Annotated in this window: 24 protein-coding genes, 1 tRNA gene and 1 other annotated feature; all 25 genes read right to left on the bottom strand. The window is 47.6% G+C overall.

Annotation, left to right across the window (positions count from 1 at the left end):
* Nucleotides 1-156: 156 nt before the first annotated feature.
* Complete coding sequence (locus tag HU147_RS08285) at nt 157-2,808, bottom strand: valine--tRNA ligase (protein ID WP_224075806.1); 2,652 nt, start codon at nt 2,806-2,808, stop codon at nt 157-159.
* 71 nt (nt 2,809-2,879) lie between these two features.
* Nucleotides 2,880-3,101 (bottom strand) — a binding site (T-box leader).
* A 22-nt stretch (nt 3,102-3,123) separates the two neighbouring features.
* Nucleotides 3,124-4,179: an AbrB family transcriptional regulator gene (locus HU147_RS08280; protein WP_224075805.1), complete on the bottom strand. Its 1,056-nt coding sequence runs from the start codon at nt 4,177-4,179 to the stop codon at nt 3,124-3,126.
* 110 nt (nt 4,180-4,289) lie between these two features.
* The gene (locus HU147_RS08275) at nt 4,290-4,490 is read right to left on the bottom strand and encodes a hypothetical protein (protein ID WP_224075804.1); all 201 of its coding nucleotides are present in this window, start codon (nt 4,488-4,490) and stop codon (nt 4,290-4,292) included.
* A gap of 210 nt (nt 4,491-4,700) precedes the next feature.
* Entirely contained in the window at nt 4,701-5,987 is a 1,287-nt protein-coding gene (gene hemL / locus HU147_RS08270; RefSeq protein ID WP_224075803.1) for a glutamate-1-semialdehyde 2,1-aminomutase, read from the bottom strand.
* Complete coding sequence (hemB, locus tag HU147_RS08265) at nt 5,988-6,968, bottom strand: porphobilinogen synthase (protein WP_224075802.1); 981 nt, start codon at nt 6,966-6,968, stop codon at nt 5,988-5,990.
* Nucleotides 6,965-7,666 carry a uroporphyrinogen-III synthase gene (locus tag HU147_RS08260; protein ID WP_224075801.1) on the bottom strand — a complete coding sequence of 234 codons (702 nt, stop codon included), beginning with the start codon at nt 7,664-7,666 and terminating at the stop codon, nt 6,965-6,967. Before HU147_RS08260 ends, hemB begins: the two co-directional genes overlap by 4 nt.
* Entirely contained in the window at nt 7,659-8,588 is a 930-nt protein-coding gene (hemC, locus tag HU147_RS08255; protein WP_224075800.1) for a hydroxymethylbilane synthase, read from the bottom strand. The genes HU147_RS08260 and hemC overlap by 8 nt, the downstream gene beginning before the upstream one ends.
* 17 nt (nt 8,589-8,605) lie before the next feature.
* Nucleotides 8,606-9,436, bottom strand: coding sequence for a cytochrome c biogenesis protein CcsA (gene ccsA, locus HU147_RS08250; protein ID WP_224075799.1), 831 nt, complete (start codon nt 9,434-9,436; stop codon nt 8,606-8,608).
* A gap of 85 nt (nt 9,437-9,521) precedes the next feature.
* Nucleotides 9,522-10,892, bottom strand: coding sequence for a glutamyl-tRNA reductase (gene hemA, locus HU147_RS08245; RefSeq protein WP_224075798.1), 1,371 nt, complete (start codon nt 10,890-10,892; stop codon nt 9,522-9,524).
* 614 nt (nt 10,893-11,506) lie between these two features.
* Complete coding sequence (gene yihA, locus HU147_RS08240) at nt 11,507-12,088, bottom strand: ribosome biogenesis GTP-binding protein YihA/YsxC (RefSeq protein ID WP_224075797.1); 582 nt, start codon at nt 12,086-12,088, stop codon at nt 11,507-11,509.
* The gene (lon, locus tag HU147_RS08235; protein WP_224075796.1) at nt 12,085-14,412 is read right to left on the bottom strand and encodes an endopeptidase La; all 2,328 of its coding nucleotides are present in this window, start codon (nt 14,410-14,412) and stop codon (nt 12,085-12,087) included. The genes yihA and lon overlap by 4 nt, the downstream gene beginning before the upstream one ends.
* Nucleotides 14,413-14,623: 211 nt before the next feature.
* Nucleotides 14,624-15,895 carry an ATP-dependent protease ATP-binding subunit ClpX gene (clpX, locus tag HU147_RS08230; protein WP_224075795.1) on the bottom strand — a complete coding sequence of 424 codons (1,272 nt, stop codon included), beginning with the start codon at nt 15,893-15,895 and terminating at the stop codon, nt 14,624-14,626.
* A 366-nt stretch (nt 15,896-16,261) separates the two neighbouring features.
* Nucleotides 16,262-17,575 carry a trigger factor gene (tig, locus tag HU147_RS08225; RefSeq protein ID WP_224075794.1) on the bottom strand — a complete coding sequence of 438 codons (1,314 nt, stop codon included), beginning with the start codon at nt 17,573-17,575 and terminating at the stop codon, nt 16,262-16,264.
* A gap of 103 nt (nt 17,576-17,678) precedes the next feature.
* Nucleotides 17,679-18,659 (bottom strand): tetratricopeptide repeat protein, encoded by a 981-nt coding sequence (locus HU147_RS08220; RefSeq protein WP_224075793.1) that lies wholly within the window; start codon nt 18,657-18,659, stop codon nt 17,679-17,681.
* 213 nt (nt 18,660-18,872) lie between these two features.
* Complete coding sequence (gene spx, locus HU147_RS08215; RefSeq protein ID WP_224075792.1) at nt 18,873-19,265, bottom strand: transcriptional regulator Spx; 393 nt, start codon at nt 19,263-19,265, stop codon at nt 18,873-18,875.
* On the bottom strand, nt 19,262-19,924 hold the full coding sequence (locus HU147_RS08210; RefSeq protein ID WP_224075791.1) for a TetR/AcrR family transcriptional regulator: 663 nt from the start codon (nt 19,922-19,924) through the stop codon (nt 19,262-19,264). Before HU147_RS08210 ends, spx begins: the two co-directional genes overlap by 4 nt.
* A gap of 149 nt (nt 19,925-20,073) precedes the next feature.
* Nucleotides 20,074-20,379, bottom strand: a complete 306-nt coding sequence (locus HU147_RS19575) for a TIGR04104 family putative zinc finger protein (RefSeq protein ID WP_224075973.1) — start codon at nt 20,377-20,379, stop codon at nt 20,074-20,076.
* Between the two features lie 175 nt (nt 20,380-20,554).
* Nucleotides 20,555-20,628 (bottom strand) — tRNA-Arg (locus HU147_RS08200).
* A 136-nt stretch (nt 20,629-20,764) separates the two neighbouring features.
* Nucleotides 20,765-21,370: an XTP/dITP diphosphatase gene (locus HU147_RS08195; protein WP_224075790.1), complete on the bottom strand. Its 606-nt coding sequence runs from the start codon at nt 21,368-21,370 to the stop codon at nt 20,765-20,767.
* On the bottom strand, nt 21,367-22,116 hold the full coding sequence (rph, locus tag HU147_RS08190) for a ribonuclease PH (protein WP_224075789.1): 750 nt from the start codon (nt 22,114-22,116) through the stop codon (nt 21,367-21,369). The genes HU147_RS08195 and rph overlap by 4 nt, the downstream gene beginning before the upstream one ends.
* 80 nt (nt 22,117-22,196) lie before the next feature.
* On the bottom strand, nt 22,197-23,000 hold the full coding sequence (gene racE, locus HU147_RS08185; protein WP_317985509.1) for a glutamate racemase: 804 nt from the start codon (nt 22,998-23,000) through the stop codon (nt 22,197-22,199).
* A 16-nt stretch (nt 23,001-23,016) separates the two neighbouring features.
* The gene (locus HU147_RS08180; RefSeq protein ID WP_224075787.1) at nt 23,017-23,469 is read right to left on the bottom strand and encodes a MarR family winged helix-turn-helix transcriptional regulator; all 453 of its coding nucleotides are present in this window, start codon (nt 23,467-23,469) and stop codon (nt 23,017-23,019) included.
* A gap of 74 nt (nt 23,470-23,543) precedes the next feature.
* A complete protein-coding gene (locus HU147_RS08175) occupies nt 23,544-24,011 on the bottom strand; it encodes an acyl-CoA thioesterase (protein ID WP_224075786.1) in 468 nt (155 codons plus the stop codon).
* Between the two features lie 407 nt (nt 24,012-24,418).
* Nucleotides 24,419-25,189 carry a succinate dehydrogenase iron-sulfur subunit gene (sdhB, locus tag HU147_RS08170; protein ID WP_224075785.1) on the bottom strand — a complete coding sequence of 257 codons (771 nt, stop codon included), beginning with the start codon at nt 25,187-25,189 and terminating at the stop codon, nt 24,419-24,421.
* Between the two features lie 18 nt (nt 25,190-25,207).
* Entirely contained in the window at nt 25,208-26,956 is a 1,749-nt protein-coding gene (gene sdhA / locus HU147_RS08165) for a succinate dehydrogenase flavoprotein subunit (RefSeq protein WP_224075784.1), read from the bottom strand.
* Nucleotides 26,957-26,986: the final 30 nt, after the last annotated feature.

Below are 26,986 nucleotides of genomic sequence, written 5' to 3'. Positions count from 1 at the left end.
AACCTTAAAACTTCGATAAGAACTCCGAAAACGCCGATAGAGACTCCAAAAACTTCGATAAAAATTCTAAAAACCCCCGTTAGCGATAAGCTGCTTCGCAAGCTAAACGTTCAGCACATAAAAAACCGCTCTCCCGAAGGAAAGCGGTTCGTCATTTTACAGGTTTTTTAATTCTTCGATGCGTTTTTCGACTGTGGCGTGTTTTTCCAAGTAGTCGGCTTCTTTTTTGCGTTCTTCCGCAACTACCGCTTCCGGCGCTTTGGAAACAAAGCGTTCGTTCGACAGTTTGCCTTGAACGAGTTTCACTTCTTTTGCCCATTTCTCAAGTTCTTTGTTCAAGCGGGCCAGTTCTGCGTCGATGTCAATCAAGCCTTCAAGCGGCATGAACAACTCGGCACCCGATACAACGGCGGACATTGATTTTTCCGGAGCTTCGATGTTTTCACCAATCGTCAAAGTTTCCGGGTTGCAGAAACGCTCGATGTAGGCGGCGTTCTCTTTCAGAACCGCATGGATACCCGCGTCTTTTGCAGAAATCGTCAACGCCACTTTCTTGCTCATCGGCGACTGCACTTCTGCACGAATCGTACGAACAGCCGTGATGATGTCCATCAACAGCTTCATGCTCGACGACTGGCTTTGGTCGGTCAACGACTCGTCCACTGTCGGCCATGCAGCAACCGTAATTGATTCGCCTTCGTGCGGCAAGTTCTGCCAAATTTCTTCGGTGATGAATGGCATGAACGGATGCAATAAACGCATCGTGTTATCGAGTACATACGCCAGAACCGAACGCGTCATTTTCTTCGCGTCTTCGTCTTCGCCGTACAATGGCAATTTCGCCATTTCGATGTACCAGTCACAGAAATCATCCCAGATAAAGTTGTAAAGCGAGCGGCCCACTTCACCGAACTCGTAGCGTTCAGCGAGATGCGTCACTTGTTCGATTGTTTCATTCAAACGGGTCAAGATCCAAGAATCCGCTACCGAACGTTTGCCGGAAAGTTCGATTTCCTCGTATGTCATGCCGTCCATGTTCATCAATGCGAAACGGGAAGCGTTCCAGATTTTATTGGTAAAGTTCCAGATGGACTCCACTTTCTCCATCGAGAAGCGAAGGTCCTGCCCTGGAGATGATGCTGTTGCCAGGAAGTAGCGAAGCGAATCCGCTCCGTATTCCGCGATCACGTCCATCGGATCGACGCCGTTGCCGAGCGATTTCGACATTTTGCGTCCTTCGGCGTCACGCACCAAGCCGTGGATCAATACGTCTTTGAACGGTTTTTCACCGGTAAATTCAAGCGCCTGGAAAATCATGCGCGATACCCAGAAGTAAATGATGTCGTAGCCGGTAACTAAGGCATCTGTCGGGTAATAGCGTTTCAACTCATCGCTGTCTTCCGGCCAGCCGAGTGTCGAGAACGGCCAAAGCGCTGAAGAGAACCACGTATCGAGAACATCTTCGTCCTGCGTCCAGTTTTCAGCGTCTGCCGGCACTTCCATCCCTACGTAAATTTCGCCGGTTTCGTTATGGTACCAAGCCGGAATCTGGTGGCCCCACCACAGTTGACGAGAGATGCACCAGTCGCGGATGTTTTCCATCCAGTGCAGGTAGGTCTTTTCGAAGCGGTCCGGAACAAAGTTGACGCCGTCTTCGCCGTGCTGCAGGTCAACTGCCGTCTTCGCCAATGGCTTCATGTCAACAAACCACTGTGTTGAAAGATAAGGCTCAATAACTGCCCCGCTGCGTTCCGAATGCCCAACCGAATGCAAATGCTCTTCGATTTTGAATAAAACATCCATGTCCTGCAGGTCTTTAACGATTTGCTTGCGGCATTCGAAGCGGTCCATGCCTTCGTATTTGCCGGCATTTTCGTTCATCGTACCGTCTTCGTGCATGATCAATACGCGTTCCAAATTGTGGCGGTTGCCGATTTCAAAGTCATTCGGGTCGTGTGCCGGTGTAATTTTTACGGCGCCGCTTCCGAATTCCATGTCTACGTAATCGTCTGCCACGATTTCCATTTCACGTCCGATAATCGGCAATGTTACCTTCTTGCCGATCAAATGCTGGTAGCGCTCGTCTTTCGGGTGAACCGCTACCGCCGTATCGCCAAGCATCGTTTCGGGACGGGTAGTCGCGATTTCGATGTGGCCGGAACCGTCTGTCAGCGGATAGCGCATATGATAGAACGCACCTTGTACGTCTTTGTAGATAACTTCAATATCCGAAATCGCGGTTTTCGTCGCCGGATCCCAGTTAATGATGTATTTGCCGCGGTAAATCAGTTTCTTTTCGTAGAGCTTTACAAATACTTCCTTAACCGCATCCGACAAGCCTGCGTCCAAGGTAAAGCGTTCGCGGGAGTAATCAAGTCCAAGGCCCAGTTTCGACCATTGTTCACGGATATGCCCCGCATATTCGTCTTTCCATTTCCACGATTCTTCCAAGAATTTCTCGCGCCCTAAATCGTAGCGGGATTTCCCTTCTTCTTTCAGCTTGCCTTCTACTTTTGCCTGTGTGGCGATTCCAGCATGGTCCATTCCAGGAAGCCACAGCGCGTCAAAGCCTTGCATGCGCTTCATGCGTGTCATGATGTCCTGAAGCGTTGTATCCCAGGCGTGGCCCAAGTGCAATTTTCCGGTAACGTTCGGCGGCGGAATCACAATCGTATACGGCGTTTTGCCGCTTTCGGGTTTTGCTTCAAAGAATTTGTTGTTGACCCACCACTCATAACGGCCTTTTTCAATCGATTGCGGATCGTACTTCGTCGGCATTTGCGGTGTTGTCGGCGTTTGTTCAGTCATTGAAATTCCTCCTTTTGATTGTATTGCCTTGAGAGAAAGTTTCCCGGAAAATAAAAAAACCCCTTCGTCTGTAAAAGGACGAAGGAGTTGTTCGCGGTACCACCTTTATGCACAAGTCAAAATAAACCTGGCTCTCAAGTTCGATAACGGATTTCACATCCGGTTCCCACTACTCAACTTTCACAGGAACTGCTCCGAGGTGACATTCAAATGCTTGTTCATGAAAACCTCTCACCACTCGGTTTTCTCTCTGAAATGTACGCACATTCTACTATCCTCATCAACGCATCAAATATATACTTTCATCCATTATACTCAAGCTCCGCTTTTAGCGTCAAGTTTTTTCACAATATAGGCAACAATCGGCGACGCCACGAGCAAAATGAAAAACAACCGGAACAATTGGAAACTGGTGATGAGCGCGACGTCCCCACCGGTTGCGAGCGCTGTAATCGCCATTTCTGCAATGCCGCCGGGTGCGGCACTCAAAAAGAAATCAAGGAAGATGTAATCCGGCAGCCACTTAGCGAGAAGATAGGCAATGAATGCTGTGAAGCTGATGAGCAATACATTGTTGAGAACGATGGCTGCACCCAGACGAACTGTCAGCTTGTCGCCGATTCCTTCCATCTGAAGTCCGAGGCCAGCTCCGATGCAAACTTGTGCAAAGGCAGTCAGCCAGTACGGAATATCAATCAGCAGTTCCCCTGTCACCGTCTGGACAATTGCCAGCGTCAAAATCGGTGCCAGGATTTCCGCAGCTGGAAAACCGATACGTTTCATTCCGAAATACAGGATGATACCGACGAGTAAGCCGACAAGCACGGCTGTCGGCGCAAACGTAAATACCTGCTCGCTGAGTTCGCCTTGTTCCCTGCCTGTAAGGAATACTGTCAGAAACGGAACGACCGTCACCACCATGAAAATCCGGATCGTCTGCATCATCGTGACGACGGTGAGGTTCGCCGAAGGGATGTCTTCCGCGATGACAACCATCTGCGCAAGGCCTCCGGGAATCGAGCCAAGCAGGCTCGTTGCCAAGCTTTCATTGACCATCCTCTTGAACAACAGTCCGAGCACAATTGACAAGGAAACGACCGAAATCGTCATGAATGCCATATACGGCAAATCGAGCCACATGAGCAGGACTGCGTCGCGCGTAAACGACGAACCGATTTGTACGCCGAGCAGGATCAGCCCTGTCGTGCGCAGTGATTTTGGCCAGTACAATTGGAGGCTTGTAAATTGGCTAATGAGCAGTATGGTGAACATCGGCCCAAGAAGCCACGGCAAGAAAATGCCGAGCGTTTCGAACAGCCAGCCGGCAAGCGCGGCAATCCCAGCTGTCCTTAAGAATATGTACATCTGCATCCCTGCCTTTCGCTTTCCGAAATACTATTACTTCCTATCGTACAGGAAATGGGGCTTGAAATCTTGTAATTGCGAGAAAATCTTTCGGCGAACCAGGATTTTTCTTTCCTTCAAAACCCAAAAGATTTTGGATGCCGGCTTTTCGCCAGCGAAAAGCGAAACTGCCGGTTTACTTGCGGCAAAACGAAAATACTTGTGCAAAGCTTGTGTTTACTTGCGGCATGCGGCATATTACTTGCAGCAAACGCCTGTTTACTTGCGGCAACCGCTACTTTACTTGCAGCAGCGTCGCTGGAGCTGGTAAAATTCATAGTTTTGATTAGCCTGAGGGTGAAATACGGATTCTATGAGCGCTTGTTGGCGTTCTATGATCACTCCAACTGATTCTATGATCACTCATCGAGGGTCTATGATTACTCAGCCATAGTCTATGGTCACTTACCGCGTTTCTATGATCACTCACCCTAAAATCCGCACAAAAAAGCCCAACCGCAATCAAAGCGACCGGGCTTCAAATCTTATTATCTCGCTAATTTCGCAAATACGGTATGGAAAGCTTCCACTGTTTTCGCGATATGCGCTTCGGTATGTGCTGCCGACAGGAACATGCCCTCGAACTGGGAAGGCGGCAGGAAGATGCCTTCTTCCGCCATCAAGCGGTAGTAGTCTGCGAACAGTTCCGTATCTGATGTTTTCGCTGAATCGAAGTCAACCACGTCTTCATTCGTGAAGAAGAAGCCGATCATTGAACCCGCACGGTTCACAGTGTGCGGGATGTTGTACTTCTCAGCCGCTGCACGGAAACCGGCTTCGAGCTGATCGCCGCGCTGGACGAAGGTTTCGTACGTTTCTTCATTCAAACGGGACAAGGTTTCGTATCCTGCAGTCATGGCTAGCGGGTTGCCCGACAATGTGCCTGCCTGGTAAATTGAGCCGCTTGGCGCCACTTGCTGCATGATTTCGCGTTTGCCGCCGAATGCGCCAACCGGGAGGCCGCCGCCGATGACTTTCCCGAGGCATGTCATATCCGGCGTTACGCCGAAATGGCCTTGTGCACAGTTGTAGCCGACACGGAAACCGGTCATGACTTCATCAAAGATCAAGATTGTTCCGAATTCGGTTGTCAAATTGCGCAGTTCCTGAAGGAATCCGTCTTTTGGCGGCACGACGCCCATATTGCCGGCAACCGGCTCTACGATGACAGCCGCGATATCGTCGCCGAACTCTTTAAATGCCAGACGCACGCTTTCCAAATCATTGTATGGAACGGTGATCGTGTTCGCCGCAACCGATGCCGGCACTCCTGGTGAATCCGGCAGGCCGAGTGTTGCAACACCGGAACCTGCTTTGATCAGCAGGCTATCCGCATGGCCGTGGTAGCAGCCTTCGAATTTCAGGATTTTATTGCGGCCGGTATAGCCGCGTGCCACGCGCAATGCACTCATTGTTGCTTCCGTACCGGAAGACACCATGCGCACCATTTCAATAGAAGGAACACGTTCCATCACAAGTTTCGCGAGTTCATTTTCAAGCAAAGTCGGTGCGCCGAAACTGGTTCCGGACACAGCCACTTCCTGGATCGCTTTGACAACGTCCGGATGGGAATGGCCCAAGATCAACGGACCCCAAGACAAGACGTAGTCGATGTATGTGTTGCCGTCGATGTCTGTGATCGTTGCGCCGCTGCCGGATGCCATGAAAATCGGATCCATGTTAACGGATTTGAACGCACGGACCGGCGAGTTGACGCCGCCCGGCATTAATTTTTTCGCTTCTGTGAATGCTGCAATCGAATTTTCGTATCCCATTTATTTCTCCTCCAGCCAACGTGCCGCGTCTTTTGCATGGTACGTCATCAAAATGTCTGCTCCTGCCCGTTTCATGCTAAGCAAAGTTTCAAGAACCATTTTCTTCTCGTCCACCCAACCGTTTAAAGCGGCTGCTTTGACCATCGCATATTCGCCTGATACGTTGTAGGCAACAATCGGAAGATCGAAATTGTCGCGTACTTCACGGACGATGTCGAGGTAAGAAAGAGCCGGTTTCACAATCATGAAATCTGCGCCTTCTTCGATGTCAGATCCCGCTTCGCGAAGTGCTTCCAAGCGGTTCGCCGGGTCCATCTGGTAGGTTTTGCGGTCACCGAATTGCGGTGTGGAATGCGCTGCTTCACGGAACGGCCCGTAGTAGGCAGATGCGTATTTCACGCCGTAGCTCATGATCGGTGTGTTTTCAAATCCAGCCTGGTCCAATCCGTAGCGGATCGCTGCAACAAAGCCGTCCATCATGTTCGACGGTGCGATGATGTCTGCACCGGCTTTCGCCTGCGACACAGCTGTACGAGCCAGCAAATCAAGCGATTCGTCGTTCAAGATTACGCCGTTTTCAATCACGCCGCAATGGCCGTGGTCAGTGTATTGGCATAGGCACGTATCGGCAATAACCACCAATTCCGGATGGCGCTGTTTTGCAAAGCGGATCGCTTCTTGCGTGATGCCATGGTCGTGGTAGGCTTGTGTTCCGACTGCATCTTTTTCATTCGGCACACCGAACAAAATAACGGATGGAATGCCAAGGTCTACAACTTCGTCCAATTCTTCACCGAGGCGGTCCAATGAAAAATGGAATACGCCCGGCATTGACGAAATTTCTTCTTTGACGTTTTCGCCTTCTACGACAAAAATCGGATAAATGAAATCTTCTTTATGCAAGCTTGTTTCGCGGACCATTGAGCGGAGGTTGGCAGATCCGCGCAAGCGGCGTCCACGGTTGAATTTCAAATCAGTCATTTGTTAAAACTTCCTTTCGCGATTTCGTTGATCACTTCGATATACGTATATTTCTTTGGAATAAAATCCACTGTTCCGCCTTGCTTCTGGATAGCGGCTTCAGTTACGTGCCCGATGGCAGCAATGCGGATTCCTGACCAGTCCCCTCCGGCTTCGCGGTATGCAGCAACAGCGGACGGACTGGCAAAAATCACGGTTACGCCTTTTAAGGCTTTTAATTTCTCGGCATTCTCTATTTTAAAGCTCGTTTCGTAAATAATCCATTCATCCACCTTCAGCGGCATCGATGCAATGGTATTTTTGGCGAGCGACCCTTTGATGAAAAGACAGTCCGCGTTGCCCGCTACAGCCGGGAATTCCTGAATGAACACATCGGCACTGTAGATGCTTGGCATAAAGCTGACGGTGTAGCCATGCTGTTCCAAAACACTCGCCGTCTTTTCCCCTACCGCAGCAATTTTTGCAGCCGTTTTGATATGCAATTGGCAAAAAGCGTCTGCACTGTTGCCGCTGGTGAAAATTAACCAGTCGTAACGTTCGAAATCCGGCAGTTGCGACTGCCGGACTGAAGTTTCTATAAGCGGTAAATACCGGGTTTTGGCACCCAGCTTCTCTGCATAGCCAACCGCTTCCTGCGGCTCGTTGGAACCGGTGAAGACGATGGTTTCGCCTGTTAAAGGAAGATTAGCGTCACACATGGTTCTCGGCTTTTACTTTTTGAATTAATTCGTAGCCGCCTTGTGCACTGATGCGCTCGGCAACGATGCGCCCAGCTTCGATCGGGTCGCGGCTCACGGCTGTTTCTTTATACACTTCATCGGCTTCCGGAGAAGAAATGAGGCCGGTAAACGAGATTTCACCGTCTGCAACCGTTGCATAGCCGGCAATCGGTACTTGGCAGCTGCCGTCCATATCCCGTAGGAATTTGCGCTCAGCATGGACTGCCAACGCTGTTTTTTCGTCGTTGACTTTCGCCAAAGCTTCCAACAATTCCGCATCGTCTTCGCGGCATTCGATGCCGAGTGCGCCTTGGCCAATCGCTGGCAGGCAGTCTTCAACTTCAAGGAATTCCGTTACCAGGTCGTCTTTCCAGCCCATGCGCTTCAATCCTGCAGCTGCAAGGATAATGGCATCAAACTGGCCGGACTGCAATTTTCCTAAACGCGTATCGATATTGCCGCGGATCCACTGGATATCCAGGTCCGGACGCATCAACAAAAGCTGCGAACTGCGGCGCAGGCTGCTTGTTCCGACAACCGCTCCAACCGGAAGGTCCATAAACTTCACATGGCCATTTGAGATAAAAGCGTCGCGCGGGTCTTCGCGTTCCGGTACACAGCCGATGACAAAGCCTTCTGGAAGAACTGACGGCATGTCTTTCATGCTGTGGACAGCAAAATCGATTTCTTTGTCGTGCAAAGCCTGTTCAATTTCTTTTACAAACAAACCTTTGCCTCCGACTTTGGAAAGCGTCACATCAACGATGCGGTCGCCTTTTGTAACGATTTCTTTGATTTCAAATTCAAATGGCGCGCCCGCCGCTTTCAATTTATCGATAAACTGCCCTGTTTGCGTTAACGCAAGCTTGCTTCTTCTTGAACCTACAATAATTTTTCTCAAATGAATCCTACCTTTCTTTAATACCAAAAATGAAATTCAGACAACCGGCTTCCGAGGAAGAAGTTGATGAGTAAAAGCAAAAACGCATAGATATGCGCCATTGCATAAGACATGCCATTCAAATTGCCTTTTCGGTGGCGGTACAGCACCCAGCTATAAATAAGCAGCAGGATGAACGAACCGACGATTTTCATGTCCAGCAGCGAAAATTCCGCCAGAGAGATGATGGCCCATTGCAGCCCCAGAACCAACGACACGAACAACAGCGAAATTCCCACAAGAATGGAAATCGTCATGCCAAGTTCCGTCTGGCCAAGCGACGGCAAATTGCTCCATTGCTTTGTCCACTTTTTCTTTTTCAGCAAGCGGTACAAAACAAGGTGCAGCGCCGAGAACACAAACGACAGCGAAAAAGCGACGTACGACAGAATGGCGAATGTAATATGGATGAACAATAATTCCGAAACCAGGTCCTGTCCTGCCGGTGACTTTTCAATTTGCACCGGCGCAAATGTATGAATGGTCATAAAGATAAATCCGATAATATTGATGAAAAACACCGCAAAATCAAAGCGGTAAAAAATCCGCAGCACGAGCGACAAAGTCACCAGCAGCCACGCATAAAAGTAGATGCCTTCAAACAAAGTCAGGATCGGGAACCGCTGCGTTTCGATGATGTATAAAACGAGGAATACAGTTTGCATCATCCATACGACGCCAAGCAAGCTCATCGCAATACGGCTCGCTTTTTTCTCTTTATATAAATAATCAATAAAATAAAAAACAAGGCTGACAGCATATAGAATAACCATAGCTTCATGCAGCCTTGCCATTGTTATATCAGCCATCCCATTCCCCTTCGTTTCCATAATTAAAGGCGTTCCCGCATCTACATTTTAGCATATAGATTCGAAAACGCCTCTTTCAGAAAGCTTAAAATGAATATCCGGGAGTTTCTTGTTTTTGAACGTTCTGTTCTTTATTGGTTGCCGCCTTTTTCTGCGGAGCTTTCATTTGTTTTGTAATTTCCACTTGCACATCTTCTTCGATGCCGAAAATCTGCTGGAACAATTCAAGCTGTTCGCGTGATTTCGGTGCACCGGCCATTTCTTTTGCCTGCAAAATCGGCTCTTTCAACAATTGGTTGATAATCGATTTTGTGTGTTTGTTCAGGATCTTCTTCTCACGGTCGGTCAAATCCGGCATTTTGTTTTCAATGCTCGCCATTGTTTCCGCCTGGATCGTCAATGCTTTTTGGCGCAATGCGGAAATCACCGGTACGACGCCAAGCGTTGTCAGCCAGTCGTTAAACTGCTGTGCTTCGTGGTTGACCATTGTCATGATTTCACCTGCTGCGCGTTCCCGCTCAGCCAGGTTCGCTTCTACAATCCCCTGCATATCATCGATGTCATATAAGAATACATTCGACAATTCCGAGATGCGCGGATCCACGTCGCGCGGCACTGCGATGTCCACCATGAACAACGGCTTGCCTTTGCGAAGTTTTTCAACAAACTGCATCAATTCATAATCGATGACGTAGTCCGTTGCACCCGTTGACGAAATCAAAATATCCGCTTCTAAAAGTGCGCATTGCAATTGGTTCATTGGCACTGCACGGCCGTTGAATTTTTCTGCCAAGGCTTCGGCTTTTTCAAACGTACGGTTGATGACCGTCACGTTGTCTGCCCCGCTGCCTTGCAAGTTCTTGATGGCCAATTCGCCCATTTTGCCCGCGCCTAAAATAACGACCCGTTTGTTTTTCAACGTGCCGAAAATTTTCTTGCCCAGCTCAACAGCTGCATAAGAAACCGATACGGCATTCTCGCCGATCGCTGTTTCGGAATGCGCCCGTTTTGCCAATGTCACGGCCTGCTTGAACAATTGGTTAAAAACCGTTCCGGTCGTGCCGTTTTCCTGTCCGGCAAGGAAACTGTTTCTCACTTGTCCAAGAATCTGGGTTTCCCCAAGCACCATGGAGTCGATGCCGGCTGTCACACGGAATAAATGCTCAACCGCTTCTTCTTGTTCATGGACAAACAAATACTGGGAGAACGCCTCTTGGGACAGACCGAAATAATCCGCCAAGAATTGCTTCACATAATAGCGTCCTGTGTGAAGCTGATCGACCACCGCGTAGATTTCTGTCCGGTTGCAAGTAGACACGATGACATTCTCCAATATGCTTTTTTGTTCTTTTAACGCCTGCATTGCTTGTGGAAGTTCCGATTCGATGAATGAAAGCTTTTCGCGGATTTCCACCGGTGCAGAGCGATAATTCACCCCGACTACTAATGTATGCATGGGATCAAAACACCTTTCACGTTCATATTTCAATATAAGTAAGTATACCACTTTTGTACTGTTCTAAGCTTTACAATTTGTGAACAAGCAATGAATGTATGTTTATTTATAATTATTATAATGTAAGTTTATCAAAGCGTCAGACCACTAACAAGCATAACGCTCTTAGTCGAAATAGTGCGAGAACTTAAGCGCAGCGCGGCTTCAAATTAAGGAAATTTTGCATAGACAGGCTTAGGAATGAGGCTGGCTTGTGAATACGGCAAGCTGATTGGTTTATCTGCGGTTTTCAGGATTTATCTGCGGTACTTATGTTTTTTCTGCTTTCCTGAAGATTTATCTGCGTTGCTGAAATTATATCTGCGATGCGCAATTATCCAGCTCCGTTTCAAACTGAAAGCTCTTTTAAATGTCTGCTTTTCAAAAGCGAATATTCCCTTTCACTTGCGGCAAACAGGATTTACTTGCACCAACTTAAGTGTTACTTGCAGCATACGCCTGTTTACTTGGGCCATTTCATTTTTATTTGCAACAACCGACCTGTTACTTGCAGCAAAGCCCCACTCTTCTTTTTCCCACAAAAAAAGCGCAGCCTCAGCTGCGCTTCCTTCGCATTACATTCTTTTTTCGATTTCTGCCCAAGCGGCATCTTTGCCGAGGCCTGTTTCGGATGAAAAGACGATCAATGGATCGTTTTTATCCATTTCGAGCGTCTGGCGAACCACTTTTTTGTGCTTCTCCCATTTGCCTTTTGGAATCTTATCCGCTTTCGTGGCGATGATGATGCACGGAATATCGTAATGCTTCATGAAGTCGTACATCGCGATGTCATCCCGGCTCGGCGCATGGCGCAGATCGACGATTTGGATCACCGCACGCAATTCTTCACGTCCGGTAATGTAGCGCTCGATCATTTTGCCCCAAGCTTCACGTTCCGATTTCGAGACTTTGGCATAGCCATAGCCTGGAACATCGACGTAAAACAATTTTTCTTCTATTTTGTAAAAGTTCAGCGTCTGCGTCTTCCCCGGTTTCGAGGAGATGCGCGCCATGCTTTTGCGGCCGATCATTTTGTTGATGAACGACGATTTCCCGACGTTCGAACGGCCCGCTAAAGCGAATTCCGGCAGGCCGTCTTCCGGATACTGCTCCGGACGGACGGCACTGATTACAAGTTCTACATTATTGACTATCATTCGTTTGCTCCTTCTAATGCGATTTCCAGCGCTTCATCCGCCAGCGAAACGAGTTTGAACGTCAATTCTTCGCGGACACTTTCTGGAATGTCTTCAATATCCCGCTCGTTGTCAATTGGCAGGATGATCGTTTTCAATCCGGCACGGTGAGCGCTCAATGTTTTCTCTTTCACGCCGCCGATCGGCAAAACGCGTCCGCGCAAGGTGATTTCACCTGTCATGCCGACTTCGCGGTGGATCGGGCGTTTTGTCAGCGCAGATACGAGTGCTGTCGCAATTGTAATTCCGGCAGATGGACCGTCTTTTGGAACAGCGCCTTCCGGAACATGGATATGGATATCGTGCGACTCGTGGAAGTTCGGATCAATGCCCAGCGACTCAGCGCGTGCTCTGACAAACGACAACGCCGTTTGCGCCGATTCTTTCATGACGTCTCCGAGTTTCCCGGTCAATTGCAATTTGCCTTTGCCTGGTGACAGCGACACTTCAATTTGAAGCGTATCGCCGCCGACAGTCGTATACGCAAGGCCGGTTGCTACGCCGACTTGATTGACTGTTTCAGCCATGCCGTAGCGGAATTTACGTTTGCCGAGGTAATCCTCGATGGCATCCGCTGTTACCACCACTTGCTCTTTTTCGCCTGCAACGATCTGTTTCGTCACTTTCCGGCAAATCGATGCGATGGTGCGCTCGAGTCCACGGACACCTGCTTCGCGTGTGTAATAGCGGACCAGGTGAAGCAATGCACCTTCTTCAAACTGAAGCTGCTCTTCCGTCAAGCCATGTTCTTTCAATTGCTTCGGCGCCAAATGGTTTTTCGCAATCATTTGTTTTTCCGCTTCCGTATAACCTGCAATTGTGATGACTTCCATCCGGTCGCGGAGCGGACCTGGAATGGAACCAAGATCATTCGCCGTGGCAATGAACAGCACGTTCGACAAATCATAGGTTTCCTCAATGTAATGGTCGCTGAACGTATTGTTTTGTTCCGGATCCAATACTTCAAGCATTGCCGATGATGGGTCTCCCCGGAAATCATTCGACATTTTATCGATTTCATCCAGCAGGAACACCGGATTGACCGTACCTGCCCGTTTCATCCCTTGGATGATGCGTCCCGGCATCGCGCCGACATACGTACGGCGGTGGCCGCGGATTTCCGATTCGTCGCGCACGCCGCCAAGCGAGATGCGGACAAAGTTGCGGTCCAGCGATTCCGCGATCGATTTCGCCAGTGAGGTCTTCCCGACACCTGGAGGGCCGACCAGGCAAAGAATCGGTCCGCGAAGTGAATTGGTCATCTGTTGGACAGCCAAATATTCCAGTACGCGTTCTTTGACGCTTTCCAGTCCGTCATGGTCACGGTCCAGCACTTCTTCCGCGTATTTGATGTCGAGGCGGTCTTCCGTCGCTTCTGACCACGGAATCGTGACAAGCCATTCGATGTAATTGCGGATGATGCCGCTCTCTGCTGCTGCAGACGGCAATTTTTCGTAGCGGTCCAGTTCTTTCAAAGCGGCTTTTTCAGTTGATTCCGGCATGCCGGCGTCTTCAATGCGTTTCCGCAAATCGACGATTTCTCCAGATTTGCCGTCTTTGTCGCCCAGTTCCGTTTGAATGGCTTTCATTTGTTCGCGCAAATAAAATTCTTTTTGCGTTTGTTCCATCGATTTTTTCACACGCTGCGAAATGCGTTTTTCCAAATCGATTACTTCCTGCTCATTGTGAAGGCGCGCAATCAGCATCTCGAGGCGCGTATTGACATCAAAAGTCTCCAGCACTTCCTGCTTTTCGTTCACTTTCAGCGGCAGATGTGAAGCGACCATATCGGCCAGACGGCCCGGTTCTTCGATATCAGCTACCGTGTTGTAAGTTTCATTTGACACTTTTTTCGAAGCTTTCGCGTATTTCTCGAAATGCTCGAGCAGCATGCGCATCAAAGCATCTTGTTCAGCCGTGCGCTCCGGCTCATCCGGGAATGAAGTAACTTCCACGACAGTGATGGCTTCTTCTTCCTCGTAATTTTTCCATTGCCCACGCTCCAAGCCTTCCACTAAGACGCGGATCGTGCCATTCGGCAATTTCAGCATTTGTTTTACATAGGCAAGCGTTCCAATTTTTTGCAAATCGTCTTTTTCAGGCTGTTCGATGCTCATTTCTTTTTGGGTTGCCAAAAAGACAATATTGTCTTCGAGCATTGCCTGTTCCAATGCCGCGATTGAACGTTCTCGGCCGACGTCAATATGAAGCACCATTGTCGGAAATACGAGAAGCCCTCGCAGCGGCAATAATGGTACGCGTTTGGTTACTTTTCTTTTAGCCATTAGAGAGTTGCACCTCCGATTATTTTCGTCAAAAAAACAAGCTGACCCCTTACGCGCGGATGTGCACGATCAGAGTCAGCCCGTATCATCCTTTTTTACTCACTTTCCCCTTACGCCGCACTCCCGATTGCTCGGAAGGAAGCAAGAGTCAAAGTCTGATTGGTTAAACAGCCATCCATCGAGCAAAGCTCACAGGGACCGGCGTTTCACATTATGCGGATGTTTTTTCGTTGTCTTTTTCGTCGTATTCAGATCCATCTTCTAAGATGAGTCTTGGCGTTTCGTTTTTCGTTACCGTATCTTTTGTAATGATGCATTCCACAATGTCTTCGCGTGAAGGCAAGTCGAACATTACTTCAAGCATGATGTTTTCGATGATTGAACGAAGTCCGCGGGCACCTGTTTTGCGTTCAATTGCCAATTTCGCAATTTCTACCAGAGCTTCATCTTCGAACGTCAATTCAACATCGTCAAGCTCCATCATTTTTTGGTATTGTTTGATCAATGCATTTTTCGGTTCCGTCAAAATCTGAACAAGTGCATTTTCATCCAATTGCTCAAGGCTTGCCAATACCGGCAAACGGCCGATAAATTCAGGTATCAAACCGAATTTCAGCAAATCTTCCGGAATCAACTGGCTAAGAAGCGACTTGTCGTCCAGTTCTTCTTTGTTTGGATCTGCACCGAAACCGATGACTTTGTTGCCCAAACGGCGTTTGATGATTTGTTCGACGCCGTCAAATGCACCGCCGACGATGAACAGGACATTCGTCGTATCGATCTGGATGAATTCCTGGTGAGGATGCTTGCGTCCGCCTTGTGGAGGAACGCTGGCAGTTGTGCCTTCCAGGATTTTCAGCAATGCCTGCTGAACGCCTTCACCTGATACATCACGTGTGATGGACGGGTTTTCCGATTTGCGGGCCACTTTATCGATTTCATCGATATAGATGATGCCTTTTTCCGCACGTTCCACATCATAATCTGCAGCCTGGATCAGCTTCAAGAGGATGTTTTCAACATCTTCCCCTACATACCCAGCTTCTGTTAACGAAGTGGCGTCAGCGATTGCAAACGGCACATTCAGGATGCGCGCCAAAGTTTGCGCAAGCAAAGTTTTCCCGCTTCCTGTTGGCCCGATCAAGACGATGTTAGATTTCGACAACTCAACGTCATCGATCTTGCTGTTGGAATTGACGCGTTTGTAATGGTTGTAGACTGCTACAGCCAATGACTTTTTCGCCTTTTCCTGGCCGATGACATAGCCGTTAAGAATATCCAGAATCTCTTTTGGTTTTGGCACTTCTTTGAATTCCACTGCTTCTTCTGTACCCAGCTCTTCTTCTACGATTTCCGTACAAAGCTCAATACATTCGTCACAAATATATACACCTGGTCCTGCAACCAGTTTACGAACCTGTTCTTGCGGTTTTCCGCAGAATGAACATTTTAAATGGTCTTTTTCATCATTGAATTTGAACAATGTATTCACCCCTATTCAAGCCATAATATTACAAGATTATGCTTATTGTAGCAACTAATTAGAATTACTACAAAGAGAATGCTTCTATATTCCGAATAAATAAAAGAATAATTTTATGCCGCTTCCGCCGCTTTGGGCACGGCTCTCGCAAGCGCTGGAAAAGCTTTCTATAAAGAGAGATGCTTATCTATATATCCCTCTAATTACTAATCGTTTAGATATTCCGCAAAACAGTGGAGCTATGTTGCGGAATATCGACAGACTAACAGTATGAGTCAAACTTATATAGTTGTGTTTTTTATTCTATGTAGAGGAAAACAAGGCACGTCGCCGTGCCTTGTTTTCTATGAAGCTTATATGTGTTGATTATTCAGCGTCTTGAGCGTTTTCCACTTCAGTTGTGATCTTAGCGTTTTCCACTAGGAATTCAACTGTGTTTTGCATGCGGATATCGTTTTCAAGCATTTCAGTGCCGCCTAAAGCAGTTTTGATTTGCTCGATGTCCATGTTGAACTGGCCGGACATTTTTTCAAGTTCTTTGTCGATGTCTTCTGAAGTAACTTCCATGTTCTCTGCTGCAGCGATTGCTTCAAGCACTAGAGATACACGTACGCGAGTTTCAGCATCGTCATGCATTTGAGCGCGCAAAGCTTCTTCGTCTTGGCCTGAGAACTGGTAGTAAAGGTCAAGGTTCATGCCTTGCTGAGTCAAACGCTGTTCGAATTCCTGCATCATGCGGTCCATTTCAGTGTGGATCATGGCATGTGGAAGATCGATTGTTGCGTTTTCAGCTGCTTTTTGAACTAGCTCGTCGCGAAGTGCTGCATCCGCGTTTGCTTTTTTCTGTTCAGCCAAAGTTTCTTTCATTTTTGTGCGAAGCGCTTCTAGGCTTTCAACTTCTGGATCGATTTCTTTAGCGAATTCGTCATCAAGTTCTGGAAGCTCTTTCGATTTTACTTCGTTTACTTTCACTTTGAACGTTGCAGCTTTTCCTGCAAGTTCAGCAGCGTGGTATTCTTCAGGGAAAGTGACTTCAACGTCTTTTTCTTCTCCTGTTTTTACGCCTACCAATTGCTCTTCGAATCCTGGGATGAATGAGTTTGAACCGATTTCAAGAGAATAGCTTTCTCCTTTGCCGCCTTCAAATGCTTCTCCATCAACAAAACCTTCAAAGTCGATTACTGCAGTATCACCTTCAACGATTGCTTCGTCTTCTTTAACAGCAAGCTCAGCGAAACGCTCTTGGTTTTCTTTCAATTGGTTTTCGATTTCTTCGTCAGTTACGTCTGTAGCTGGCTGAGAAACTTCAAGGCCTTTGTATTCGCCAAGCTGAACTTCCGGTTTAACCGTTACTTTAGCTGTGAATACAAGCGGCTGTCCTTTTTCAAGAGTGACGATATCGATTTCCGGGCGGTCAACCGGGTTAAGGCCTGCTTCTTCAACAGCGTTTGCGTAAGCATCCGGCAAGATGAAGTCTAGGGCATCCTGGTAAAGTGATTCTACGCCAAAGCGTTGTTCGAACATCTGGCGTGGCATCTTCCCTTTACGGAAACCTGGTACGTTAATTTCTTTAACGACTTTTTTGAACGCTTTGTCCAATCCTGCATTTACTTCTTCTGCAGGCACTTCTACTGTAAGTGTTCCTGTGTTACCTTCTTGCTTTTCCCATTTTGCTGACATTTATAAGCCCTCCAAACATTTTCTACAAAGTCATATTACCCGTTTTATACGAATTTTGACAACTTCAATATTATAGCATAGATGCCACTATGTTCAACTATTTCTACCCATTGCGCAACTCAAACCATTGCTCGGCATGAAAAATGAGGCTCATCAGTTCCGAGTCGCCGTCAAAATTCATTTCCCCGGTGAACAATTGGTCCAAATAGCTCAAGTAAGCATCTGCAACTTCGGCCCCTTCATACTCATCCCACTGGAACGGATAAAACAAATAAATATGGCGGTCGAACAGTTCCTGGACCATTTCCAGGCGCGTCGGATCTTTCTCCAGCATCTCTTCCATCATCCGTTTGATGTCCCGGACTCTTGAATTGTTGATTGGATCCGGCAGATTCGCTACGGAAAATTCCTTTTCGTAATGGAATTTCTGCACCGTTACGCGGGCTTTCACTTTTTCCTGGTGAATCATGAACAATATGTATGTCTTCGTCAATAAATCGGTTTCCGGATGCTGCACGATTTCAACCAGGCTGTTCTTCAACATCTCATAGCTTGCCGGCGGCAATTCCATGATCAGCCTTTCCTGCTCATGCGGCGGCAGCTTGACGAAATTCTCCGGCACGTATTGGGTGAGATCGATTTTCACATTGGCGTTTTTCACCGCAATGCGCTCATTCAAATCGCGCAGCTGCAAAAACTGTGCCAGCCGCTCTTCCGGCAAAACTTTTTCTTCAATCAGCACTTCAATCATCCGTTCCGCTTCTTCAAACTCCCGGACCTGCATTAAAATACTTATGTATAATTCCATTGTTTCTAGGTAATGCACAGGCCCGACTTTCAGCAATTCCCGGCACACCTCAAGCGCTTCCTCGTATTCCCCCAACTCAAACAAGCAATAGGCGTATGCACCGAGTGCCCCGGCATGTTCCGGTTCGTAAGACAGCACTTGGTACAGCTTATCGCGAGCGTCTTCGTAATTCTCGTCTTTCAGCAGCGCCATGCCTTCTGTCAGCAGGCGGTGAATCGTGTTCGGAAATACGATCACATTGCCTTTGCGCTGCAAGTCCCTATATTTTTTTCGCATAAAAAACACCCCGTTTGTACTGTCTATCATACCATACCGGGATTTTACGGGAAAATAAAATAACAGACATTTTAGAAATTTCACGTGAAGAAACGCAGCAAACACCCCCTCTTCTGCTAAGACCTTGCCCAGTGGTGCTGTTAAAAACAAGGATGCTTTACTGATTCTTTTGGCTGGAGCCAAAAACAAGGAGCCTGACTGGAAGGCTCCTTGTTACATACCTAATAAAGTTTGGAATTGATTCGTACGGAACCAGCGGGGAAGAAATTGGCGAATTTCATCATCGTTATAGCCGACTTGCAGCTTTTTTCCATCATGAAGAATTGGGAGACGCAGCACACCGGGGTTATCTTGGATGACTTGATATAACTGAGGCATCGACAAACTGTCGAAATCGAGTTTTAATTTTTTTATGGCGTAGGCTTTTTTCGAAATGATCTCTTCGGTGCCTTCGTTGGTCAAAGACAGGATTTCCTGAATTTCTTCAATCGTAATCGGCGTAGTGGAAATGTTTTTCTCGACATACGGAATATTGTACTCATTGAGCCAAGCGATGGCTTTTCGGCAAGAGGTGTTGCTCGTTGCGGTAAATAGTTTTGCTTTCATCTGTTCACGGTCCTTTCCATATCTTTTATTTTTCCAGAGCGCATTTGTTCAATAATGTCCGGTGGAAACAATGTCCGGCAAAATACTTTGGCAAATTCCTTGTAATCCACGCAAACGCCTTCATTCTTTCGGCTTTGCAGCTTTTCCATCATCGACTGCAAGCACCAAGTCAACGTCTCGATGTCGATGTCCGGCCACATGAGCCCTTTTTTCTGAAGCATTTGCAGATGCTCGAGCACTTTTCCCTGCATGCGCGTTTTCGCTTCATTGACCACTTCGGCAAGTTCCGCATCTTTCAATAAAAGTTCCGGCATCAGCTTCCGCAAGTTTTTTTCGTTGATCTTGTGGTAATGCATTTCCAAGCGTCCCGCCAATAGCTTTTCGGGGTCCCCGCTTTTCCATTCCAAATCGAGAGGCATCATAGAATCTATCTGGTTGTCGATCAGCGTCATCAGCAATTGCCGCTTATCCGAAAAATACCGGTAAAACGTTCCCGTTGCCACTTTCGCATGGGCCGCAATTTCTTTCGCTGTTGTATGTTCAAATCCTTTTTCACTGAATAGCAGTTTCGCACTTTCAATCAATGCTTCTCTTTTTTGTTTTGAACGCAGTTGTTTTGGAAACGTCGGGAAATCTCCGACAAGGTTTTCATGCTGCATTTCCTCACCTCATAGATAAGAATAACACGCCGGCCCCCAAAACATGAACTCTGGTTCATGTTTTATTCATCTTTTTTTGCAGAATTGCTTCACATTTTCGCCAATAAATAAAAAAAAGCCCAAGTTTTTTCCTCGAGCCGGGAACCTGCCTACCAAAGAGGCTCTTCTTCGGCCGAAAGTTCCGTAAGAAATGGCATGTAGGCCACACAGAAGCAAAATAGCAGAACCATGAAGCCAATTATTATAAGCGGATTAACCGAAGCAATCGCATTTAATAACAAGGGCAGTAAAATCAGCATGTTCAAAAAACCGATTTTCTTGCGCGATTTTAAGGAGATGTATTGGCCCTTCCCGCAAACCGGGCAAATCAGCTTGCCGCTTAAAGTAAGCTTGAAGGTCTTTTTTATCGTCTGTTTCCATGTCCAGTTGGTTTGGCAATGGGTGCATGTCGGCATTTCGATCAACTCCTGTTACTATTTATACGATTCGCAACGGAATTGGTTTCGTTTTCCAGCTAAATTCTTTGTTAAACATAGGCTGAATCCGACAAACTATTATTGCCATGCGTGCAAATAAAAAAGGCCTTGAAGCGTTTTGCTTCAAGGCCTTCTTCTATGTACATTTCTATAACGTCCCAGGAGAGATTCGAACTCCCGACCGACGCCTTAGAAGGGCGTTGCTCTATCCAGCTGAGCTACTGGGACAAGGCTTTCTTAGCAGCTAAACTTCAGCGCCCCGATTCTAGTGGACGTTTGCGCTTTTCTACTGAAAGACAATTTTAATTATAGAAATGATTTTCGGAAAAGTCAATGCTATTTTAAAAAAACATTAAAATAAATATTATTCGTTTGATAGTAACCATTCAGGTACAGCCTGTTTTAATTGCTGCAAGGCATTGCCTCTGTGTGAAATGGCCGCTTTTTCTTCCGGCTTGAGTTCTGCCATGGCACGACCTTCACTCGGCACCCAAAAAATCGGATCGTAGCCGAAGCCATTTTCACCGCGGCGCTCCGTCAAGATTTCCCCTTCGCAAGAACCGGAGAAGGTGACGGTTTTCTGATTCGGTGCCGCAACAGCCAAGACGCAGCGGAAACGGGCAGTGCGTTCGTTTTCCGGAACACCTTCCAGTTTCCCTAATACTTTGTCGATATTTGCATTATCGTCTTTTGCTTCACCGGAATAGCGCGCAGAATAGACGCCTGGCTCACCGTTTAAGGCGTCTATTTCCAGTCCGGAGTCATCGGCGATAACCGGCATTTGAAGAGCTTTTGCAGCCCCTTCAGCCTTTAATATCGCGTTCTCTTCAAACGTAACCCCTGTTTCTTCAATGTCCAAGTCCTTGGCAACGTCCTGCAACGTCAATACATCATAGCCAAGCGGACGCAGCAAAGCTTCAAAGTCTCTCGCTTTCCCTAAGTTCTGAGTCGCAATCAATACTTTTTTCATAGATTCGATTTCACCTCTTCACCTACGCGATTGGCCAATTCGCCAAGCACTTCTTTTTGTTTGGAGATCAATTGGCGGATTCCTAATTCGCCGAGGTCCAGCATTTCATTCAGCTGTGTACGTGAAAACGTCGCTTCTTCGCCCGTTCCCTGAAGTTCCACAAAATGGCCGGCTCCAGTCATAACCAGGTTCATATCAACTTCTGCAGAAGAATCTTCGACATAGTTCAAGTCCAGAATGGCTCCGTGTTCGCCGTCGATGCCGACGCTCGTTGCAGCCAGAAAATCAGTCACAGGGAATGCGGTCAACTCCAATTTGCCGATGGCCATTGTCATCGCAACAAAAGCACCGGTGATGGAAGCCGTACGTGTACCTCCGTCTGCCTGGATCACGTCACAGTCGATCCACAGCGTGCGTTCGCCTAATTTCTCAAGATCAACGACTGCGCGCAGCGTACGGCCGATCAGGCGCTGGATTTCCATTGTCCGTCCACCGACTTTGCCGGCAGAAGATTCGCGCCGGTTGCGGCTGTTTGTTGCACGCGGCAGCATTGAATACTCTGCAGTGACCCAACCCTTCCCTTGCCCTCTTAGGAATGGCGGCACCTTGTCTTCAATGGTCGCTGTGCAAATCACTTTCGTTTGCCCGACCGTAATCAATACTGAGCCTTCCGGATGGATCAAATAATCTACATCCATGTGCACCGGGCGCAGTTCGTTTGTTTGTCTTTCATCTATTCGTGTCATTTTAAAATTCCTCCTCGTATATGCTTACCTAGCGTATCATATTTGCTCTTCTACAGCCAAAAACCTGACAGCCGAAGCTATCAGGTTTTTGGGAATCGAATGGAATGGATCACAGGTTCTTCAATCTTGAGCCATTTCTCAATAATGGTCTGGAAAATCGGAAGAGAGCCGGATGTATAAAAATGATGCACCGGCGGCCGTTTCCAGTCCGCGAATTTCTGGGCGAACCGAAGATGGCGCTCTACGTCCTTGGCCGTTTCCTGTGCAGATGACACCACTTGAACCCCTTCTCCAAAGACTTCTTCGATAAAGCCCTGCAGGAGCGGATAATGGGTGCATCCAAGAATCGCCGTATCAAAGGTTTCCCCATCAATTTGGGACAGCGTTTCCTGCACCATTTTGCGGGCAAACTCCCCTTCGTATTCATCACTTTCTACTAGCGGCACAAAACGCGGGCAGGCAAGCTGAACCACGTGTGCAGATGATACCAGCGACTTGATCGCTTTTTCATAGGCACCGCTTTGCACCGTTCCAAGTGTTCCGAGAACGGCAATATTCTTGGATGACGAATTTTTGACCGCCGCCCGGGCACCCGGAAAAATTACCCCGATTACCGGAATCGGCAGCTTTCTTTGAAGCGAATTCAACGCTGCGGCTGTTGCCGTGTTGCAGGCGATGACCAGCATCTTGATCCGTTTTTTCATCAATGCCTGTGCCATCTGCCACGTGTACTTCTTGACTTCCTGAAGGGATCGCGGGCCATACGGGCATCGCGCATTATCGCCTATGTAATAAATCTGTTCATTTGGCAGGAGTTTCATAATTTCCTTTGCAACTGTCAATCCGCCTACTCCTGAATCAATTACTCCAATTGGCGCATTCACGTTCATCGCCTCAATTCTATTTCATGTTGTTGTGAAGTTTCTCAAGCAAGAATGATAATTGCTCCACTTCGTCTCCGTCGAAATCAGCGAGAACATTTTCCAAATAATCCTGGCGTTTCTTAATTACTTCTTCAATGATGCGTTCGCCTTCTTTTAACAGCTTGATGCGCACGACGCGGCGATCCTGCTCTTCGCGGATGCGGACGACCAACTCGTTCTTTTCCATGCGGTCCACCAGATCCGTCGTTGTGCTGAACGCCAGATACATTTTATTGGAAAGGTCTCCAATGGTCATATCCCCATGTTCAAAAAGCCATTGCAAAGCAATAAACTGTGGAGGAGTAATGGTATAAGAATTTAAGATTTCCCGGCCTTTCTGCTTGATGATGCCGGCGATATACCGAAGTTCTTTTTCCAGAAACGCAATCCGTTCGGGATCATGGAGATTCGTTTGGTTGTTATCATTCATTGAAATCAACACTCCTTGGCTACGATCTACTATAACTATAGTGACGCTTTTTTATTCATAACGCAAGAACTCACTCAATTTTTCGAGGAAATTAAGCGATTATTTGTAAACAGTTCTTTCTCCTGTTCAGTCCAAGGATGGCCTTTACCGGTTTTTTTCGAAATCTGCACCATGGCACCGCGGCCTGTAAAGCAAGTCTCGCCTTTTTCGTTGGTGACCCAGTAATGCACATCGATTGAAGAATTGCCGACCGATTCCACTTTAACGTGGACTTCCAGCTTTTCGTCGAAATAAACCTGTTGGGTATAATCCACCTGGATGTCTGCCACAACCGGGAACAATTCATTGCCGCCGGCCAGCCAGCTTTGCATCAATCCCAATTCTTTCATATATTCGATGCGGGCAAATTCGAAGTACGTAATCGGCACGGTGTTGTTGACATGCCCGAACATATCCGTTTTCGAAAAACGGACCTGAACCGGCGCCGAAAAACGGAACCCTTTTTTCCAATCCTCAAAATCCTTGATATAAGCTGCTTTCATAAATGAACCTCCACCCATCTCTTTGTTTTTTTAGTATAGCAAATATTCCAAAGGGAAGGTTGCGGCATTTGTCCTATAAACAAAATAAAAACCCTGCCGAGGCAGGGTTTTGGGTAGGAGTAGACGATAAGAAAAAGAAGAAGTTTCTGCGCTTTTCTTGTTGTCTAGCTGCAACGGCCAGGTTCTCGGGTCATAAGCCAATCCAGCTGTGTGGCAAAGAACGCCACTTCGCTGGTCTGTCTTATGCCTGTCGAACCTGAACGGCCGTTTCCGCTTTTCTTGCTGTCTAGCTGCAGTGCCCAGATTCTAGGGTCATAAGCCACTCCGGCTGTGCGGCTGAAAACATGCCGCTTCGCCGAATCGTCTTATGCCCGACGAATCTACACGGGCACTTCCGCTTTTCTTTACTAGTCTACCATTCTGTCGCTTCCGAAGAAGTTGCGGAACATTTGAACAGTAGTGTCGCGGTTCAAAGCAGCGATTGAAGTTGTCAAAGGAATTCCTTTTGGACATGATTCAACACAGTTTTGAGAGTTACCGCAGCTTGCTAATCCGCCTTCGCCCATGATGGCATTCAAGCGGGCGTCTCTGTTCATGGCGCCTGTTGGGTGCGCATTCATAAGACGTACTTGTGAAAGTGGAGCTGGTCCGATGAAATCGGATTTATCGTTGACGTTCGGGCATGCTTCCAAGCATACGCCGCAAGTCATACATTTAGACAATTCGTAAGCCCATTGGCGTTTGCGTTCAGGCATACGCGGCCCTTCACCAAGGTCATGAGTTCCGTCAATCGGAATCCATGCTTTGACTTTTTTCAATGAATCGAACATACGGCTGCGGTCAACGACTAAGTCGCGGACTACAGGGAATGTTTTCATCGGCTGAAGGCGGATCGGCTGTTCCAATTGGTCAACTAGAGCTGTACACGACTGGCGCGCTTTGCCGTTGATGACCATTGAACATGCGCCACACACTTCCTCAAGGCAGTTCATGTCCCATGTTACTGGAGTGGTTTTTTTCCCTTCCATATTAACCGGGTTACGGCGAATTTCCATCAATGCCGAAATGACATTCATGTTCGCGCGATATGGCAATTCGAACTTCTCCATGTACGACTCTTCGTTCGTGGAGTTTCTGCGTTCGATTTCAAATATAACCGTTTTTGCTGCTTCACCCATGGTAAATTAGCTCCCTTCTTAGTGTTTCGCTGAGTAATCACGTTTACGAGGCTTGATCAATGATACATCAACATCTTCATAGTGGAAGATCGGTTCGTTGTATCCATTGAATTTCGCCATTGTCGTTTTCAAGAATTCTTCATCGTTGCGTTCCGGGAATTCAGGCTTGTAGTGAGCGCCGCGGCTTTCGTTGCGGTTCAATGCTCCAAGAGTGATTACTCGTGCTAAATGTAGCATATTTTTCAACTGACGTGTAAACATAGCGCCTTGGTTGCTCCAAAGCTGTGTATCCGTGATGCTGATGTGATTGAAACGCTCAAGCAATTCCTGGATTTTTTCATCCGTTGCTTTCAGTTTATCGTTGTAGCGTACCACGGTTACGTTATCCGTCATCCATTCGCCAAGCTCTTTGTGAAGTACATAAGCGTTCTCTGTACCGTCAAGAGCAAGAATTTCTTCCCATTTGCGCTGCTCTTCAGCAACTGCACGTTCGTAAATGTCCGAAGGAAGATCTTCTGCAAGAACTTCCAGTCCTTCGATATACTCAAGTGCGTTCGGCCCTGCAACCATACCGCCGTAAACAGCAGATAGAAGCGAGTTGGCGCCTAGACGGTTTGCACCGTGCTGAGAGTAGTCACATTCACCGGCAGCAAGTACGCCTGGGATGCTTGTAAACTGATGATCATCAACCCATAGACCGCCCATTGAATAGTGGACAGCCGGGAAAATCTTCATCGGCACTTTGCGAGGGTCATCACCTGTGAATTTCTCGTAAATTTCGATGATGCCGCCCAATTTTATGTCCAATTCTTTCGGATCTTTGTGTGATAGATCCAAGTAGACCATGTTTTCGCCGTTGATTCCTAGCTTCTGGTTAACGCAGACGTCGAAGATTTCGCGAGTTGCGATATCACGAGGCACCAGGTTACCGTAGGCCGGATATTTTTCTTCCAGGAAGTACCAAGGCTTGCCGTCTTTATACGTCCAGATACGTCCGCCCTCACCACGAGCAGATTCGGACATTAGACGAAGTTTATCGTCTCCCGGAATTGCTGTCGGGTGAATTTGGATGAATTCGCCGTTCGCATAATATGCGCCTTGCTGATAAACGATTGAAGCTGCAGACCCCGTGTTGATGACAGAGTTTGTTGATTTACCGAAGATGATCCCCGGTCCACCAGTTGCCATGATCACAGCGTCTGCGCGGAATGCCTGGATTTCCATTGTCGTCATGTTCTGAGCTGTAATCCCGCGGCCTACACCTTGGTCGTCCAGAACAAGGCCAAGGAATTCCCAGCCTTCGTATTTTGTAACCAGTCCGCTCACTTCGTGGCGGCGAACCTGCTCGTCAAGCGAGTAAAGCAATTGCTGGCCAGTTGTTGCGCCTGCGAAAGCTGTTCTGTGGTGCATCGTTCCGCCAAAACGGCGGAAGTCAAGAAGTCCTTCCGGAGTCCGGTTGAACATAACGCCCATACGGTCAAACAAGCGGATAATCGCTGGTGCTGCATCCGCCATTGCTTTAACCGGACGCTGGTTCGCCAGGAAGTCTCCACCATAGACTGTATCGTCAAAGTGAATATCCGGTGAATCTCCTTCACCTTTGGTATTTACAGCCCCGTTTATCCCGCCTTGAGCACAAACCGAGTGGGATCTTTTAACTGGGACGATAGAAAATAAATCAACGGGTGAGCCTGCTTCGGCTGCTTTAACAGCTGCCATTAAACCTGCAAGGCCGCCCCCGACAATAATAAGTTTGCCTTTCGCCATTTCGGTATTCACTCCTCTTTTAGTTCACCA

This window comes from Planococcus chinensis, assembly GCF_020071995.1.
GTDB lineage: Bacteria > Bacillota > Bacilli > Bacillales_A > Planococcaceae > Planococcus > Planococcus chinensis_A.
The sequence above is the reverse complement of the archived record's forward strand: the minus strand, read 5'-3'. Positions and strand labels throughout refer to the sequence as shown.

Excerpts from the sequence above, each read along its gene's own strand:
- HU147_RS08175 (WP_224075786.1), bottom strand. The coding sequence starts at position 24,011 with ATGAAAGCAGCTTATATCAAGGATTTTGAGGATTGGAAAAAAGGGTTC.
- yihA (WP_224075797.1), bottom strand. The coding sequence starts at position 12,088 with ATGATAGTCAATAATGTAGAACTTGTAATCAGTGCCGTCCGTCCGGAG.
- hemL (WP_224075803.1), bottom strand. The coding sequence starts at position 5,987 with ATGGGATACGAAAATTCGATTGCAGCATTCACAGAAGCGAAAAAATTA.
- HU147_RS08285 (WP_224075806.1), bottom strand. The coding sequence starts at position 2,808 with ATGACTGAACAAACGCCGACAACACCGCAAATGCCGACGAAGTACGAT.
- HU147_RS19575 (WP_224075973.1), bottom strand. The coding sequence starts at position 20,379 with ATGCCGACATGCACCCATTGCCAAACCAACTGGACATGGAAACAGACG.
- hemB (WP_224075802.1), bottom strand. The coding sequence starts at position 6,968 with ATGACTGATTTGAAATTCAACCGTGGACGCCGCTTGCGCGGATCTGCC.
- HU147_RS08180 (WP_224075787.1), bottom strand. The coding sequence starts at position 23,469 with ATGAATGATAACAACCAAACGAATCTCCATGATCCCGAACGGATTGCG.
- sdhA (WP_224075784.1), bottom strand. The coding sequence starts at position 26,956 with ATGGCGAAAGGCAAACTTATTATTGTCGGGGGCGGCCTTGCAGGTTTA.
- spx (WP_224075792.1), bottom strand. The coding sequence starts at position 19,265 with ATGAAAGCAAAACTATTTACCGCAACGAGCAACACCTCTTGCCGAAAA.
- HU147_RS08210 (WP_224075791.1), bottom strand. The coding sequence starts at position 19,924 with ATGCAGCATGAAAACCTTGTCGGAGATTTCCCGACGTTTCCAAAACAA.
- hemA (WP_224075798.1), bottom strand. The coding sequence starts at position 10,892 with ATGCATACATTAGTAGTCGGGGTGAATTATCGCTCTGCACCGGTGGAA.
- HU147_RS08275 (WP_224075804.1), bottom strand. The coding sequence starts at position 4,490 with ATGAATTTTACCAGCTCCAGCGACGCTGCTGCAAGTAAAGTAGCGGTT.
- ccsA (WP_224075799.1), bottom strand. The coding sequence starts at position 9,436 with ATGGCTGATATAACAATGGCAAGGCTGCATGAAGCTATGGTTATTCTA.
- tig (WP_224075794.1), bottom strand. The coding sequence starts at position 17,575 with ATGTCAGCAAAATGGGAAAAGCAAGAAGGTAACACAGGAACACTTACA.
- sdhB (WP_224075785.1), bottom strand. The coding sequence starts at position 25,189 with ATGGGTGAAGCAGCAAAAACGGTTATATTTGAAATCGAACGCAGAAAC.
- lon (WP_224075796.1), bottom strand. The coding sequence starts at position 14,412 with ATGGCTAAAAGAAAAGTAACCAAACGCGTACCATTATTGCCGCTGCGA.
- HU147_RS08280 (WP_224075805.1), bottom strand. The coding sequence starts at position 4,179 with ATGCAGATGTACATATTCTTAAGGACAGCTGGGATTGCCGCGCTTGCC.
- rph (WP_224075789.1), bottom strand. The coding sequence starts at position 22,116 with ATGACACGAATAGATGAAAGACAAACAAACGAACTGCGCCCGGTGCAC.
- HU147_RS08260 (WP_224075801.1), bottom strand. The coding sequence starts at position 7,666 with ATGTGTGACGCTAATCTTCCTTTAACAGGCGAAACCATCGTCTTCACC.
- HU147_RS08220 (WP_224075793.1), bottom strand. The coding sequence starts at position 18,659 with ATGCGAAAAAAATATAGGGACTTGCAGCGCAAAGGCAATGTGATCGTA.
- HU147_RS08195 (WP_224075790.1), bottom strand. The coding sequence starts at position 21,370 with ATGAAAAAAGTATTGATTGCGACTCAGAACTTAGGGAAAGCGAGAGAC.